Raw genomic sequence first — 14,491 nt, 5'->3', positions numbered from 1 at the left:
CCTATTCGATTAGAATAGCGCGGAAATCATTGACGTTGGTTAGGGTCGGACCGGTCATCAGCAGGTCGTCGATCTTGGCAAAGGCGCTATAGGCATCGTTATTGGCAAGATATTCCCGAAGATCAATTCCGGCGTCTTTGGCCTTTTGCCAGCTTGTCGCGTCAATGATTGCGCCCGCATTGTCTTCGCTGCCGTCGATGCCATCGGTATCAATGGCAAGGGCGCTAAAGCCTGATTGATCGCGCAACTGAACAAGCAGGGATAGCAGGAATTCGCTGTTACGGCCGCCACGCCCACCTTCGCCGCGCACAGTGACCGTTGTTTCCCCACCTGATAGCAACACACATGGCTTTGTCGCCGGTTGGCCGTGATTGGCCACTTGATGGGCGATCCCGGCATGCATAATGGCGATTTCGCGTGCTTCGCCTTCGATGGCATCGCCCAAAATGACCGGGGTCAGGCCAAGGTCGCGGGCAACCTTGGCGGCCGCTTCAAGGCTGTCTTGTGGGCGGGCCAGCATCACGGTTTCATGTCCGTCAAAGCAATCATCGCCGGGTTTAACGGTTTCTTGGCTGCTGTCAGACAGAAGTTCTTTGGCGGCATTTGGAATATCGATTTGGTAATGGCGCAAAAGATCAAGCGCATCCTTGCCCGTTGTCGGGTCGGCAACGGTGGGGCCCGATGCAATGATGGCTGGATCATCGCCCGGGACGTCCGACACAAGATAGGTCACCATGCGCGCAGGTGCGGATGCCTTCGCCAGTCTGCCGCCTTTAATCGCCGACAGATGTTTGCGCACGCAATTCATTTCTGAAATGGTCGCACCACTGCGCAAAAGCGCCTTGCTGATGGCTTGTTTATCCTCAAGCGTTAAGCCCGGACCGGGCAGGGCAAGCAATGCCGAACCACCACCGGAAATCATGCAGACCACCAAATCATCCGGGCCCGCCGATTGAACGATTTCAAGAATGCGTTCGGCAGCCTTTTGCCCGGCTGCATCCGGGACAGGATGAGATGCCTCGACAATTTCGATTTTATCGCACGCGACTGCATGGCCATAGCGGGTGACAACCAATCCTTCAAGCGGACCATCCCATGCCTTTTCAAAGGCACGCGCCATGTTGGCCGATGCTTTGCCAGCGCCAATGACGATGGTTTTGCCTTTTGGCTTTGTCGGCAGGTTCAATGGGATTTGAACACCGGGATCAGCAGCCGTTAGAGCCGCATCCATCAAAGCCAAAAGTTTCTCGCGTGCGGTTGTCATGTTTGGGTCCCCTGAATGGAATGGTTTTCATGGCCGCGTTTTTTTTGCGGTCTTTGTCTTTAGGTAGCTTGTTTGTCCGATGCGCTTTTAAAGAAATCAAGTACGGCTTGCAGATGGTTGGACATGGCCTTTTCCGCCGCATCGGGATCGCGTACGGCGATGGCTTCGATGATGGCGTGATGGTGTTCTTGTACCATGCGATCAAAATTTGGCCCGGACATATTATTAAACCGGATTTCCATCAGGGCCGCCTGCAAGACGTCATGAAGCATTTTCATCACGTGATAGTAAATGATCGATCCGGTGGCGCGCCCGATCATCATATGCAGGCGATGGTCATCATCTGCGCGGTATTTTTCGGCGCGGCGTGGGTCATGGGCCTGACGATAGGCCAGACGCAATAATTTGATGTCTTCGTCGCTGGCATTGGTGGCGGCACGTCGCGCCGCCCATGTTTCAAGCGTACAGCGGATTTCCTGAAGGTCACGCAGGTTGCTGATGGAATCGCGGACAAGATCAGTCATGGCGGTATCCATGTCGATCCCGGTGGACGACAAGATTTCAGTGCCGCCGCCTTGAACCGCGCGCAGATAACCGCGTGTTTTCAGCTTTTGTAAGGCGGCACGGACCGAAACGCGGCTGACTTCCATGGTTTCGGCCAATTGGCGTTCACCCGGAAGCCGATCACCGGGCAGGAAAATACCGTCTGAGATTTTTTCAAGTATCTGGTCTGCGACCTGATCGGCAATCCGTTTGGGACGTTTGGTTTCTTGATCGTCCGGGGCCGGGGTCTTTTTGGCAGACGGCATGTTGGGTCTTCTCCAATCGCGATTGATCCGCCAATTCTGTCACGGATTCTTTGCGTGTCTTTTGAATGGTCATACCAGTTTAGGGGATGTTTGGGGCGGACGCAAAGCACGATCACGCAACGGCATGTTCTTAAGGTTGGATCGCGTCGCTTGTTGACCTTGTGCGAACTAGTTTGAAACGGCATAAAAGGGTAGTTCAAAACGGACGGTTCAAACAGCGCGCACCGTGACATGGGATGCACGTGTGCTAGGTTGTTTGATTTGTCCCGCGACCACTGATTTTCAGGAGACTTAAGCGTGCGTCACACTGCAGGAACCCTTCTGGGCAAAGATGATCCAGCCCCGTTTGAGGTTTTAAACGATAATGGCAAGGGACATTCGCTTTTTGTCTGCGACCATGCATCGCGCCAGATTCCACAAAGCCTTGGCACACTTGGCCTGCCAGAAGAAGAACGCAAACGCCACATTGGCTGGGACATCGGGGCGCGCAAAGTGACCGAAATTCTCGTCGACCGGTTTGATTGCCCCGCAGTTTTGGGCGGCTATTCGCGTTTGGTGATTGATTGTAATCGTCAGCTTTGGGACCCGACCGGCATGCCCGAAATCGCCGATCAGACGGTGGTTCCCGGCAACAAAAACGTCACCCCAACAGAACGCATGTCGCGCATTCGCGAGATTTTCTTGCCTTATCACTGGGCGATTGAAGAACGCATTGCCAATTTCCATGCCCATAAAATTGTGCCGGCGTTGATCGCAATTCACAGCTTTACCCCGGTGTTTCAAGGATTTGAACGCCCTTGGGAAATTGGCATTCTTTGGGATCAGGATGGTCGTATTCCCGGTCCGCTTCTGGAAAAGTTGCGTGAACAGAACCCTGATCTGACAATTGGGGATAATGAACCTTATTCCGGGCAGCAAATGGCTGATTACACCATCGACCATCACGGAGAAGCCGGCGGGCTGCCCTGTGTGTCGATTGAAATTCGTCAGGATCTGATTGATACTGATGAAGGATGCGAAAAATGGGCAAAGATCCTCGGCGATGCGTTTGCCGACATTCTTGCCGATCCGGACCTTTATAAGATCAGGAGAGACTGATTTGACGGTGTTTCAGGCGCAAGAACCGGGATTTTCCATTGGCATAGAAGAAGAATTCTGGCTTGTCGATCGCGAAACCCGCGATCTTGCGACTGATCCACCAGCAGATTTTTTAAAAGACGCCAAAGCCAAGCTGGGCGATCAGGTGTCGAGCGAGTTTATGCGCTGTCAGGTCGAAACCGGCACCAAGGTTTGTACCAGTGCCGGGGAAGCCCGTGATCAACTGACCCATATGCGGTCAACCCTTGCCGAGATTGCTAGCAAATACGATATGGCGTTGCTGGCGGCATCGACCCATCCATTTGCGCAATGGGATAGCCAAAAACATACCGAAGGTGAACGATACAGTACCATCGCACGCGATCTTCGCACCGTGGTAGATCGCTTGTTGATTTGCGGCATGCATGTCCATGTCGGGATCGAAGATGATGACCTTCGGATCGAATTGATGGCACAGGCCAGTTATTTTCTACCGCATCTTTTGGCACTTACCACCAGCTCGCCATTTTGGCGGGGCCGCGATACCGGACTTCAAACGTTTCGCTTGTCGGTGTTTGATAATCTGCCTCGGACCGGATTGCCTGAAGTATTTGGATCGTGGGCAGAATATCGTCGTCATGTGGATATGCTGGTTCAGGCCGGCGTGATTGAAGATGGCACCAAGCTTTGGTGGGATATGCGCCCCTCAGACCGGTGGCCGACCCTTGAAATGCGGATTGCCGATGTCTGTACCGATCTGGAAGATGCGGTGTGCGTCGCATCAATCACGCGCTGTTTGCTTCGGATGTTATATCGGTTGCGGCGTAATAATCAGCGGTGGCGGATTTATGCCCATATGCTGGTGCGTGAAAACCGGTGGCGGGCATGCCGATATGGTAGTGATCCGGGCGATCAGGCCGGGTTGATTGATTTTGGCCGGGCTGAAATTGTGCCATACGGTGATTTGGTCGAAGAAATTATTGAATTGATCCGACCCGACGCGGAATTTTTCGGCTGTGTTGCCGAAATCGAACATGCGCGTGAAATCATACGCCGCGGCACCAGCGCGCGTCAGCAGCGCGAAGTGTATGATGATGCCGTGGAAAAAGGGGCATCCCCGCGCGATGCGCTTTTGGGGGTGGCGGATCACTTGATTGCGCAGACCGTACCGGGATCACAATCGGTCGTGTAACGCCCCTTGTCAGCAGGCAGTGCATTGAGTATCGTCGCGCCGCATTAAAAGTTTCCGCGCACCGGGTATCCGCTGTGCAGCCCATCATCGGAGAAGAATTAAATGACCGAAGTCGGTGGTATCGCAGCCGATCAGCTTGCGAGTTATGTCGAGCGTATTGAGCGTCTTGAAGAAGAAAAGACCAACTTGATGGCCGACATCAAAGAAGTTTACGGCGAAGCCAAAGCCCTTGGCTATGACGTGAAAATCCTGCGCCAGATCATCCGCCTGCGCAAAATGGAAGACCACGAGCGCAGCGAACAGGAAGAAATTCTTGAAGTCTATAAACGCGCCCTTGGGATGAGCTAAGCAGATAAAACGGCGAAGGGTTTTCTGCCCGATTTGACTAAAAAAAAGGGCCTTTCTGGGCCCTTTTTTTATGTGTTTTTTCTTTGAATACCCACATGTTCATTGCGGTAAAGCTATAAAACATCGCAATCAGCGATGCGATCACAAGTGCGAAAATGGGCAAGACGAGGCCGAGACCAACAAGACCGCTATAAATACCATAGTTCAGTGAAAATGAACTAAGTTGAACGGCTACGTATCCGGCAAAACGGCTTTTACTGCGCTTGCTGTTTGGACTTTTGAATGTGAAATTAGCATTCAGCAACCAGGTTAAAAACAGCGCAAATGAAAATGAAATCAACCTTCCGCTGTACGGGTCAAGACCAGCTTGGTGGGTGGTAAGCCACAGTAATCCTGCGTCACAAACAAAGCCAATGGTTCCGACAAGTACAAAACGGAAGCCTTTTTCTAACAAAGGTTTAGTTATCATTCGGTTTCGGTTTCAGAGAGAAGTTTGCGTAAAGGATCTAGCTGGTCTTTTTGCTGTAGGTAGGCAAGTCGTTTGACCTCCCATTGCCCGATGCCGATATTAGATAAAATCGCACCGGTGACAAAGCTTAAAGCCGCCGAAATCATAAAGCCTACAGTGAGAACTGCAGTTGGTAGTCGTTCCACGCGCCCTGTTTCTAGGTAGTGGAAAACCAGTGGTAGCCCAAGCAAGATGGTTACAAATGTAAGGAACGCAGCAAGAATTCCATAAAAAACGAACGGCTTATGGGTGGCGGTAAATAACAAAATTCGGCTTAAGATACGAGCTCCATCCCGATACGTACGAAGCTTGCTTTCTGTTCCCTCGTGACGAGCTCCGTAAGAAGTCGGAACTTCCGTTACAGGAGCGCGTAGCATAATGGCGTGAACCGATATTTCGGTTTCAATTTCAAACCCTGTGGAAATTGCAGGGAAAGTTTTGACGAAGCGCCGGGAGAAAACGCGGTACCCTGAGAAAATATCAGTAAAACGGGCACCAAATAATTTGGCAAATACGGTGTTAAAAAGGCGGTTGCCAATACGGTGACCGCTGCGATAGGCGGCTTCCTCTTTCTCTGCTCGGGTGCCGACGACCATGTCTAGCCGATCAACCACCAATCGGTTAATCAGGGCGGGTAGCGCTGTGGCATCATAAGTTCCATCCCCATCAGCCATTACATAGATGTCAGCTTCGACTTCGGAAAAGCCTCGCCTTACGGCATGACCTTTGCCTGGAAGGCTCTCTCGCACGACTTTAGCGCCGGCTGAGCGGGCTTGTTGTGCCGTGTCATCAGTCGATGCATTGTCGATTACGACGATTTCCGCAGTTGGAACGATTTTGCGAAAAGCACCGATGACATGCGCAATCGCCTTGCCCTCATTATAGCACGGAAGAATGATTGCAATGCGGGCACTTTCATAAATGGATAGAGATTCTATTGCGTAACCTCTGGACATATTAATTTCCTTTTTCCAAAGGTATCTGGCGGCGCGCACGCCAGTTATTTATTTGGCGACTAGCCCATAGCGCGAAATAGGCAAAAGCGATTGAAAAGCCGGGGATAGCTGTCATCTGATAGCGCGATAGGTTTAAGCTAAAAGCGGCATAAAACACTATTGAAAACAGTGAGGGCAATAAAACTGCGATCAACAGTCCCTTTCTTCGACGCACCGCATAGAAAAGTAGTGCAATAAAAGCCGGGAAAGTGATGATTGCAAACTCGTCGATCCAAATTCCGCGATAAATCAGGGGTAAGGTTGTAACGAGATGCTTGACCGGTCGAGATAGGATGGCTTCCTTGAGTTCTTGTTCAGCAAGATCATTAGCTTGAACTTTTGAGAGCCCCCGATCTTCAATCAGTTGATCGACGCGCTTGCCAAAGCCTAGCTGTCCTCTGAGATAGTAACCATCTTCCTCATACCAACCGAATGGTCTAACAACATCCGCTGGGAATAGTTTCTCTGCCCAACCATCACCAGCACTGCCCGTCCAGTAGGTGAAGGCGGCGAGATAGTCTGTAAAGTCCATTTCATTGAAAACAACTCGGGTGCTTAATGCTATACCGCCGCGGCTGTCCGTAAACTGATAGCGTCCAGTAATGTCGTGATTGCGGTCCAACCAGAGGGCAATGGGTGTCGCGGAAACTATGATAAAAATCATAAGTTTTGCGAGGGAAGACTTCCATCTTTGTTTGCTGAGAAGAACAAACAGGACACCAACCAGAAATGTGATGGGCAATAAATAGATGTATATGGCCTTCGTAAACGCGAGACATACAAAGACAAGTCCCGGAAATATCCACGATGCGGGGCTTTTATGTTTCCATGCCCATACGATGGCAAAGACAAGTGCACTTGCGAGAAAAAGTGCGAGAGGGTCTGAAATCACATAATCATAGTTTTTGTGTGCCTGATGGTTCAGCCAGATGTGCATACCGCCCATGATTGCAGCGAACGGGCTTCCAGTTATACAGCGAACCGCGAAGAACATTACAAAACCAGCGGCGATGATCAGTATGCGGTTTGTCCATTTAGCAATAATATATGGCTCAGTTCCGCATCCTTCAGCGTAAAGGCAGTCGGCGGATATATGTTCCAGGCTATCATCAAGCTGGAATACGACTGACAATAAAAAAGGGTATCCGGGTTCTCGACTAATACTGGGATCGATAGTCTTTTCGGTTGCGTGAAGGCGCGCATTCACCGTGCCAAATTTAGCCAAGTTCGACGCGATCGCAATATATTGTCTCGCATCTGCGTAATCTGGGCGTGGTGCTTCTTTGAGTGTAGCCATCCAGATTAGACAGATAGTAGAGCCAATTAAGCACCAGAAAAACTGAGATTTTCCAAGTGGCTTCAATGCAGCAAAAATGTTGCGCATCATTAATTTGTGTCCCCCCATTAACGATGGGCGCAGCATAATGCGATTGAATTTGCAGGTAAATTTTTTAGTTTAGTTAGAATGAAGTTTATTTGTGAAATTGTCTTAGATGAAACCACGTCCCGAAATTACAGCCGAGGTCACCGAGGGTGTCTGTCGGCTTTTGTATCATTATCAGATGGCTTGTTTGACCGAACTTCGTTTGGGAAATGGGCGGCGGCTTGATGTCTTGGCGTTAGGCCCAAAGGGAGAACTTTGGGCGGTTGAGGTGAAATCATCGATTGAGGATTTCAAGGCCGACCAGAAGTGGGAAAGTTATATCGATTATTGCGACCGGCTTTTCTTTGCTGTGCCAATGGATTTTCCAAAAGACCTGATTTCCGAGAATGTTGGGCTTATCGTTGCGGACCGGTTTGAGGCCGCAATCCTTCGCATGCCCGAAGAAAGTAAACTGTCGGCCGCACGGCGCAAAAAGCTTTTGATTTCATTTGGTCAAACTGCCGCCAGTCGATTGGGGACGGGGACGGGGACGCGGGACGCCGTTTTCACAAGCTAAAAAAGCAGAAGGCCCGGGTCCATTGTTCCGGGCCTTCTGGACTTTGACGTCACGCGGGGGTTATTCCGCTGCTTTAAGGTGTTCTGGTGGATTGCGGAACTGTTCGATCAGTTCGGCTTCGCGTTTTTTGACCTTGGCAATGTTGGCGTCCTTTACATGGCCATAGCCGCGGATCTGTTCGGGCAAGGCCAAAAGGGCGTTGGCGATGCGGGCATTATCATGGGTCAGCCCAGAAATGACTTCGGCCACCAGCGTTTCATAATCGGCAATCAATTGGCGTTCAATTTTGCGTTCATGGTTTCGGCCAAACGGATCAAGGGCCGTGCCGCGCAGGAATTTGAGTTTCGCCAAAACCCCAAAGGCCGTCATCATCCACGGTCCATAAACCGACTTTTTCAGTTCGCCATTTTCCGGGTCCTTGTCCGCGACAGCGGGCGGGGCAAGGTGGAATTTGATTTTGTAATTGCCAGTAAAGGTCTTGGCCAATTTCTTATGGAACGCGGGGTCGGTGTAAAGCCGTGCGACTTCGTATTCGTCCTTATAGGCCAGAAGCTTGAAGTAGTATTTCGCAACCGTTTTGGTCAGTTCGTCGCCGCCATCAAGACGCTTTTCCGCCGCGGCAACCTGATCGACAAGGGTGCTATAGCGATCGGCGTAGGCCGCGTTTTGATAACCAGTCAGGAAGGTGCGGCGTTTGGCAATGATGTCGGAAAGGGACGTTGCGATGGGGTGGGCTTCGGTTTCGTTGGGACCGAAAACTTCAAGCACGCGCTTGGGATCGTGGGCATAAAGGCGGCCCCAGTAGAAGGACTGTTTGTTCATATCGACAGCCACACCATTCAGCTCAATCGCCTGCATTAGGGATTCTTCCGTTATCGGGATCAGGCCGCGCTGCCATGCAACACCCAGCATAAACAGATTGGTGGCAATCGAATTACCCATCAAACGCGTGGCAATATCGCTGCCTTCAACGAAACGGACGGCATCCGCACCACAGGTGTCGGAGATGACTTTCATATGTTCGTTGGTTTTAAGTTCGAAATCCGGGTTGCGGGTAAAGGCACCGGTCACGGTTTCGTGGGTGTTGATGACCGCCTGGGTAAAGTTGCGGCGCATTTTGGCGAGGCCTTCGTAACTTGCCGCCACCAACAGATCACAGCCCAGAACGACGTTGGCTTCGCCCGCCGGAATGCGTGCAGCGTGAAGCTTGTTTTGGTCATTGGCAAAGCGGATGTGGCTGACAACAGCCCCACCTTTTTGAGCCAACCCGGCCATATCCAGCCCGACGATGCCTTTGCCCTCCATATGGGCGGCCATGCCAAGCAGCGCACCAATGGTCACGACGCCGGTGCCACCAACGCCGGTGATCAGGACCGACCAAGGTTGGTCGATATCAGGAAGGGTCGGGCGCGGCAGGTTGGCAAAGATGTTGGTGCGATTATCGCCATGATCATCGCTTTTTGCGGCGGCGTCGGGTTTGCGCAGCGATCCGCCTTCGATGGTGACAAAGCTTGGGCAGAAGCCGTTTAGGCAAGAGAAATCCTTGTTACAGGCGGATTGATCAATGGCGCGCTTGCGGCCAAATTCGGTTTCGACTGGAACAACCGCAAGGCAGTTGGATTTTTCACCGCAATCGCCACAACCTTCACAGACAAGGTCATTGATAAAGATGCGATTGGGTGGATCGACCATCAGTTTGCGTTTGCGACGGCGGCGTTTTTCCGCAGCACAGGTCTGATCAAAGACCAAGATCGTCACACCTTCGATTTCGCGCAGTTCTTTTTGGGTGGCATCAAGTTCGTCGCGGTGACGGATATCCACTCCCGGGGCAAAATCAGACCCCATTGGGTATTTTTCCGGCTCGTCAGACAGAACGATGATGCGTTTTGCGCCTTCGTCAAACATCTGACGGGTGATTTGCGGAACGGTCAGCGGGCCATCAACCGGCTGGCCACCGGTCATGGCAACCGCGTCGTTAAACAGGATTTTATAGGTGATGTTGACGCCCGCAGCCACAGCCGCGCGCACTGCCAAAGACCCGGAATGGTAATAGGTGCCATCGCCAAGGTTCTGGAAAATGTGCTTTTCATTGGTAAAGGGGGCCTGGCCGATCCAAGTCGCGCCTTCGCCGCCCATATGGGTAAAGGTTTCGGTCGAGCGGTCCATCCAATTGACCATGTAATGACAGCCAATCCCGGCCATGGCGCGGCTGCCATCGGGGACCTTGGTGGAGCTGTTATGTGGGCAGCCCGGGCAGAACCACGGAATGCGGGCAACATCCGGGCGCGGTTCGGCGATTTCTTTTTCTTTTTCGGCCAGCCAATCGATGCGTTCGTGAATGGCGGGGCTGTCATAGAACCGCTTGATCCGCGCGGCCAAGACAACCGCAATGCGGGCCGGGGTCAGTTCATCCATTGATGGCAGGATCCATTCGCCTTTTTCATCGAACTTGCCGATGACCTGCGGGCGGACATCTTCGCGCCAGTTATAGAGCTGTTCTTTGACCTGATTTTCCATCACCGCGCGTTTTTCTTCGACGACGATGATTTCCTCTAAGCCCATGGCGAATTCGCGCACGTCGTCACGGTTCAGTGGCCAGCTCATGCCGACCTTTAGAACGCGGATGCCGATCTTGGCAGCGTCATCTTCGGATATGCCCAAATCATCAAAGGCCTGCATGACATCAAGGTACGCCTTGCCGGTTGTGATGATGCCAAGGCGGGCATTGGGGCTGTCGATCACGGTTTTATTCAGCTTATTGACGCGCGCGTAGGCGAGGGCGGCATACAGCTTATACTTCATCAGACGATGTTCTTGTTCCTTGGGCGTGTCGGGCCAGCGGATATGCAGGCCGCCCTCGGGCATTGCGAAATCGTCGGGTATGATCGGGGTAATGCGATCAGGCGCAACATCGGCAGCTGCGGAACTTTCGACCGTTTCGGCAATGGTTTTCATCGCCACCCAGCAACCGGAATAACGGCTCATGGCCCAGCCATGGATACCGAAATCAAGGATATCCTGAACACCCGATGGGTTTAGAACCGGGATTTGCGCATCGATAAAAGCATATTCGGTTTGATGGGGCAGGGTGGATGATTTGCAAGAATGGTCGTCACCGGCCAAAACCAAAACGCCACCATGTTTTGACGTCCCCGCATGATTGGCGTGTTTGAACACATCACCGGATCGGTCAACACCCGGTCCCTTGCCGTACCACATACCAAATACGCCATCATATTTGGCATCCGGATACATGTTGACCTGCTGACTGCCCCAGACAACGGTGGCGGCGAGGTCTTCGTTCACACCGGCCTGAAATTCGATCTGCTGTTTGGTCAGGAATTTCTTGGCGCGCCAAAGTTGCTGATCAAGGCCACCAAGCGGAGAGCCCCGGTAACCGGAAATACAGCCTGCCGTATTCAGCCCCGCGCGCGCATCAAGCTGGCGCTGCATCAGGGGCAATCGTACCAGCGCCTGAATACCGGTTAGATATACCCGGCCTTCTTCAAGCGTATATTTGTCATCAAGACGAACTGCCGCCAATTGTGCCATGACCAGTCTCCCTTGGGATCTCTCTCTGATATGCCGGGTCTTTGATGCACTGCTTATTTTTATATTGGTGTGGGGGCAGTGTTTTGGGATGACCCGTGCTTGAATTCATCTGACACGGTTTGCGGGACCAGCACCAGACACAAGAATGGTAATAAAGACTGACCTTTTTTCAAAACGAACTCGCATTGCAATGCGTAAAACGCCTGATTGCATCGGTTGACGTTACGTCAACTTATTATTTACTTATTCCGGTACCGATTTATGCGCAATATAATTGCGTCGTTGTTGCGGTGCATCGCAAATTCGGATTTGGTAGTGCTGCTTAAAGGAGGCAGAGTCGGAAGGCTTGCGCGATAAAATGGAGGGGATGATCGGTGGAGCTGAATTTACTTAATGTTAGTTCTGTTGCTGGTGCAGTAATTGGGGCGCTCAGCACCCAAATATTCTTAATATTGAAGGAGAATTTTTCATATAAGCGTAGACAGATTAGGGCTGTGAACGGAGCGCTAGCAGCGACTGCTGCGGTATTTGATTCTGTTTTACAGTTAAAAGTACAGCACATTAATGGTATCAGGTCGTTTATAGAAACCGAAAACCAGAGAATTGATGATCTTTTGGAGAGAAGTGAGGAGTTTGGTGACGTTGATGAAATTCATATTAGTATCGAATATCTGCATTTACCGAAGATTTGGCCTCCCATTGATGAACTGTCAACAGTTCTGCATAAACACTTAGATGTGACGGGGGCGGCACTCTTATACTTCTATGCAATAGTTAGGTCTTTTACTCTGCTGGAAGCTACAATTGAAAACTACAATCGCTTGGTTGAGGAAAGCATGCGAAACGACGCTGCAGCTCATAAGGAGAGTGCGTTTCGGTTTTTAGGCAGAAGGTTGGATTCGGGGTACGTAGATACCCGAAACAGCGATTCTATTGAGCAGATGGACGTCGCTATTAGAAGTTGTGCAGCGTATGCATACTTGCTTAGTGAAGTATTGTCGCGAAGAGGTAACACTCTAAAGAACTCCTTTCTTTTCCGGAAACCTAAAGTCGATAAACTCGATTTCAGTGTTTACAAGCGTTCCGGAGATTTTCCGGAAGAAGAGTATCTCGCGCGGTTGCGTGAGCACTGAAAGCTATGTGTAGGAGTACTGAATGGACCAACGTGTTTCACTGATCACAATTGGCGTGGCTGATCTGGATCGGTCCCGGCGGTTTTACGAAGACGGGCTTGGTTGGCAGGTGACCCAGATGGTCGAAGGCCAGGTGGTTTTTTATCAGTTGTCCAATGGATTGGCACTTGGTCTGTTTGGTCGGGCCGCGCTTGTTGAAGATGGCAAGTTTGACGACGATAGCGGGGCGACATTTGGCGGAGTGACATTGGCATTTAATGCGCGCAGCGAGGCCGAGGTGGACGCGGTGATGCGTGAGGCTGAAAAAGCCGGGGCAAAAATCCAGAAACCGGCTGAAAAGGTATTCTGGGGTGGGTATTCTGGATATTTCCGAGATCCCGACGGGCATGCGTGGGAAGTGGCATTCAATCCATTCTGGGAACTTGATAAGGCTGGCAACCTTCATCTTCCAAAGCAGGACTAGGACAGCGTTACCAAATCTAGTTGGTATTTCTGCGATTGCGCAAATGCGTCAGGACGTAAATAAGCCCGCCGGCCAGCAATCCCCAAAACGCACCCGATACCCCATAGAATGTCAGTCCGGCCGCCGTGACGATGAAGGTAACAGCAGCGGCTTCACGGGCGTCGTCGTCCTTGAACGCCGCGACGACGGACCCGGCAAAGGCCCCGATCAGGGCAAGCCCCGCGACGGCTTCGATCAGGATGCTGGGTGCGATCGTGATAAAGGCGGTGACAAAACCGGCCAATAGACCAAACACGATGTAAAACACACCGCCAAATACAGCCGCCCAATATCGTTTGGCCGGATCTGGATGGGCATCTTCGCCCGCACAAAGTGCCGCCGTAATCGCCGCAAGGTTCACTGCGTGGCCGCCAAAGGGGGCGGATAGTAACGAAAAGAAGCCAGTCGTGGCAAAAAGCGGTCCGGGTGGTGTGTCATAACCATTGGCCCGCAAAACAGCCGTGCCCGGAATGTTCTGCGATGCCATGGTGACAACGAAAAGCGGTAACGCGATGCCAACCAGCCCGGCAAGGGTAAAGTCAGGCATCACGAATTCAATCGGTGGGGCGATGGAACTGCCAAGGTCTGCCAAGGCGTTTGGCGGAAAATCGATACCGAAAATCATTACAGCAATAAAAGCCAAAAGGGCGGCGGGAACGGCAAGCAGACGGTTAAACCGCCCAACCACCAGCCAGGCGATCACGATTGGCAAACCCAATATGGGATTAAAGGCAACGGCCTTAACCGGCGCAAGGCAGAGGCCAAGCAACACCCCGGCCAACATGGCATTGGCGAGCGGTGCTGGAATACGGGAAACCGCGCGGCCCAATGGTTTCCAAACGCCACTGATGATGATCAGGATGGCGCAAATGATAAACGCCCCGACGGCGACGGAAAAACCACCGTCAATCGCCCCGGATGTTGCCAGCAACGCTGCACCGGGTGTTGACCACGCGATGCTGATCGGAAGCTTTGTTCGCAGGGATAAGACGATTGCACAAAGCCCCATCGACACAGAAAGCGCCATAAGCCCCGATGCGGCCTGTTCCGGAGTTGCCCCCACCGCAGATAGCCCCTGCAAAACCACAGCAAAGGCACTGGCCCAGCCAACGAAGCCGGCCAAAAGGCCCATGAAAAGACTTTGGGGGGAGATATCACGCAGCATAGTGGT

Annotated in this window: 13 protein-coding genes; 6 read left to right on the top strand and 7 right to left on the bottom strand. The window is 51.9% G+C overall.

Going from position 1 to position 14,491, the window contains the following annotated elements:
• Position 1: 1 nt before the first annotated feature.
• Together HCZ99_RS18860 and HCZ99_RS18855 are read right to left on the bottom strand one after the other, a co-directional pair.
• Positions 2-1,264, bottom strand: coding sequence for a glycerate kinase type-2 family protein (locus tag HCZ99_RS18860; protein WP_167448571.1), 1,263 nt, complete (start codon positions 1,262-1,264; stop codon positions 2-4).
• Positions 1,265-1,323: 59 nt separating this feature from the next.
• Positions 1,324-2,073 (bottom strand): FadR/GntR family transcriptional regulator, encoded by a 750-nt coding sequence (locus HCZ99_RS18855; RefSeq protein ID WP_167448570.1) that lies wholly within the window; start codon positions 2,071-2,073, stop codon positions 1,324-1,326.
• 297 nt (positions 2,074-2,370) lie between these two features.
• Between HCZ99_RS18855 and HCZ99_RS18850 the strand changes: the two genes are divergently transcribed.
• From HCZ99_RS18850 to HCZ99_RS18840, 3 genes are all read left to right on the top strand, one after another.
• Positions 2,371-3,171 carry an N-formylglutamate amidohydrolase gene (locus HCZ99_RS18850; protein ID WP_167448569.1) on the top strand — a complete coding sequence of 267 codons (801 nt, stop codon included), beginning with the start codon at positions 2,371-2,373 and terminating at the stop codon, positions 3,169-3,171.
• Between the two features lie 7 nt (positions 3,172-3,178).
• Complete coding sequence (locus HCZ99_RS18845; protein WP_439654663.1) at positions 3,179-4,342, top strand: carboxylate-amine ligase; 1,164 nt, start codon at positions 3,179-3,181, stop codon at positions 4,340-4,342.
• A gap of 102 nt (positions 4,343-4,444) precedes the next feature.
• On the top strand, positions 4,445-4,690 hold the full coding sequence (locus HCZ99_RS18840) for a DUF2312 domain-containing protein (protein WP_167448567.1): 246 nt from the start codon (positions 4,445-4,447) through the stop codon (positions 4,688-4,690).
• A gap of 37 nt (positions 4,691-4,727) precedes the next feature.
• Here HCZ99_RS18840 and HCZ99_RS18835 read toward each other — a convergent pair whose 3' ends face one another.
• The 3 genes from HCZ99_RS18835 to HCZ99_RS18825 are packed head-to-tail and all read right to left on the bottom strand — an operon-like array spanning position 4,728 to position 7,580.
• A complete protein-coding gene (locus HCZ99_RS18835; RefSeq protein ID WP_167448566.1) occupies positions 4,728-5,159 on the bottom strand; it encodes a GtrA family protein in 432 nt (143 codons plus the stop codon).
• On the bottom strand, positions 5,156-6,154 hold the full coding sequence (locus tag HCZ99_RS18830) for a glycosyltransferase (protein ID WP_167448565.1): 999 nt from the start codon (positions 6,152-6,154) through the stop codon (positions 5,156-5,158). The genes HCZ99_RS18835 and HCZ99_RS18830 overlap by 4 nt, the downstream gene beginning before the upstream one ends.
• 1 nt (position 6,155) lies before the next feature.
• Positions 6,156-7,580 carry a hypothetical protein gene (locus tag HCZ99_RS18825; protein WP_167448564.1) on the bottom strand — a complete coding sequence of 475 codons (1,425 nt, stop codon included), beginning with the start codon at positions 7,578-7,580 and terminating at the stop codon, positions 6,156-6,158.
• A gap of 106 nt (positions 7,581-7,686) precedes the next feature.
• On the opposite strand from HCZ99_RS18825, the gene HCZ99_RS18820 reads away from it, so the two are divergent.
• The gene (locus tag HCZ99_RS18820) at positions 7,687-8,133 is read left to right on the top strand and encodes an MmcB family DNA repair protein (protein WP_167448563.1); all 447 of its coding nucleotides are present in this window, start codon (positions 7,687-7,689) and stop codon (positions 8,131-8,133) included.
• Between the two features lie 60 nt (positions 8,134-8,193).
• Here HCZ99_RS18820 and HCZ99_RS18815 read toward each other — a convergent pair whose 3' ends face one another.
• Positions 8,194-11,685: an indolepyruvate ferredoxin oxidoreductase family protein gene (locus HCZ99_RS18815; RefSeq protein WP_167448562.1), complete on the bottom strand. Its 3,492-nt coding sequence runs from the start codon at positions 11,683-11,685 to the stop codon at positions 8,194-8,196.
• A 374-nt stretch (positions 11,686-12,059) separates the two neighbouring features.
• On the opposite strand from HCZ99_RS18815, the gene HCZ99_RS18810 reads away from it, so the two are divergent.
• Both HCZ99_RS18810 and HCZ99_RS18805 read left to right on the top strand, forming a co-directional pair.
• Complete coding sequence (locus HCZ99_RS18810) at positions 12,060-12,818, top strand: hypothetical protein (protein WP_167448561.1); 759 nt, start codon at positions 12,060-12,062, stop codon at positions 12,816-12,818.
• Between the two features lie 22 nt (positions 12,819-12,840).
• Positions 12,841-13,281 carry a VOC family protein gene (locus HCZ99_RS18805; protein WP_167448560.1) on the top strand — a complete coding sequence of 147 codons (441 nt, stop codon included), beginning with the start codon at positions 12,841-12,843 and terminating at the stop codon, positions 13,279-13,281.
• Positions 13,282-13,297: 16 nt separating this feature from the next.
• Here the strand turns inward: HCZ99_RS18805 and HCZ99_RS18800 are convergent, their stop codons facing one another.
• The gene (locus tag HCZ99_RS18800) at positions 13,298-14,485 is read right to left on the bottom strand and encodes a benzoate/H(+) symporter BenE family transporter (RefSeq protein WP_167448559.1); all 1,188 of its coding nucleotides are present in this window, start codon (positions 14,483-14,485) and stop codon (positions 13,298-13,300) included.
• Between the last annotated feature and the right edge of the window lie 6 nt (positions 14,486-14,491).

The sequence above is a fragment of the Thalassospira lucentensis genome, assembly GCF_011806425.1.
GTDB classification, from domain to species: domain Bacteria; phylum Pseudomonadota; class Alphaproteobacteria; order Rhodospirillales; family Thalassospiraceae; genus Thalassospira; species Thalassospira lucentensis_B.
This window is presented reverse-complemented; position numbering and strand designations above follow the sequence as displayed.

What these genes read in the sequence shown, in the direction of transcription:
- HCZ99_RS18860 (WP_167448571.1), bottom strand. Translation starts at nt 1,264, where the DNA reads ATGACAACCGCACGCGAGAAACTTTTGGCTTTGATGGATGCGGCTCTA.
- HCZ99_RS18855 (WP_167448570.1), bottom strand. Translation starts at nt 2,073, where the DNA reads ATGCCGTCTGCCAAAAAGACCCCGGCCCCGGACGATCAAGAAACCAAA.
- HCZ99_RS18840 (WP_167448567.1), top strand. Translation starts at nt 4,445, where the DNA reads ATGACCGAAGTCGGTGGTATCGCAGCCGATCAGCTTGCGAGTTATGTC.
- HCZ99_RS18835 (WP_167448566.1), bottom strand. Translation starts at nt 5,159, where the DNA reads ATGATAACTAAACCTTTGTTAGAAAAAGGCTTCCGTTTTGTACTTGTC.
- HCZ99_RS18830 (WP_167448565.1), bottom strand. Translation starts at nt 6,154, where the DNA reads ATGTCCAGAGGTTACGCAATAGAATCTCTATCCATTTATGAAAGTGCC.
- HCZ99_RS18825 (WP_167448564.1), bottom strand. Translation starts at nt 7,580, where the DNA reads ATGATGCGCAACATTTTTGCTGCATTGAAGCCACTTGGAAAATCTCAG.
- HCZ99_RS18820 (WP_167448563.1), top strand. Translation starts at nt 7,687, where the DNA reads ATGAAACCACGTCCCGAAATTACAGCCGAGGTCACCGAGGGTGTCTGT.
- HCZ99_RS18815 (WP_167448562.1), bottom strand. Translation starts at nt 11,685, where the DNA reads ATGGCACAATTGGCGGCAGTTCGTCTTGATGACAAATATACGCTTGAA.
- HCZ99_RS18805 (WP_167448560.1), top strand. Translation starts at nt 12,841, where the DNA reads ATGGACCAACGTGTTTCACTGATCACAATTGGCGTGGCTGATCTGGAT.
- HCZ99_RS18800 (WP_167448559.1), bottom strand. Translation starts at nt 14,485, where the DNA reads ATGCTGCGTGATATCTCCCCCCAAAGTCTTTTCATGGGCCTTTTGGCC.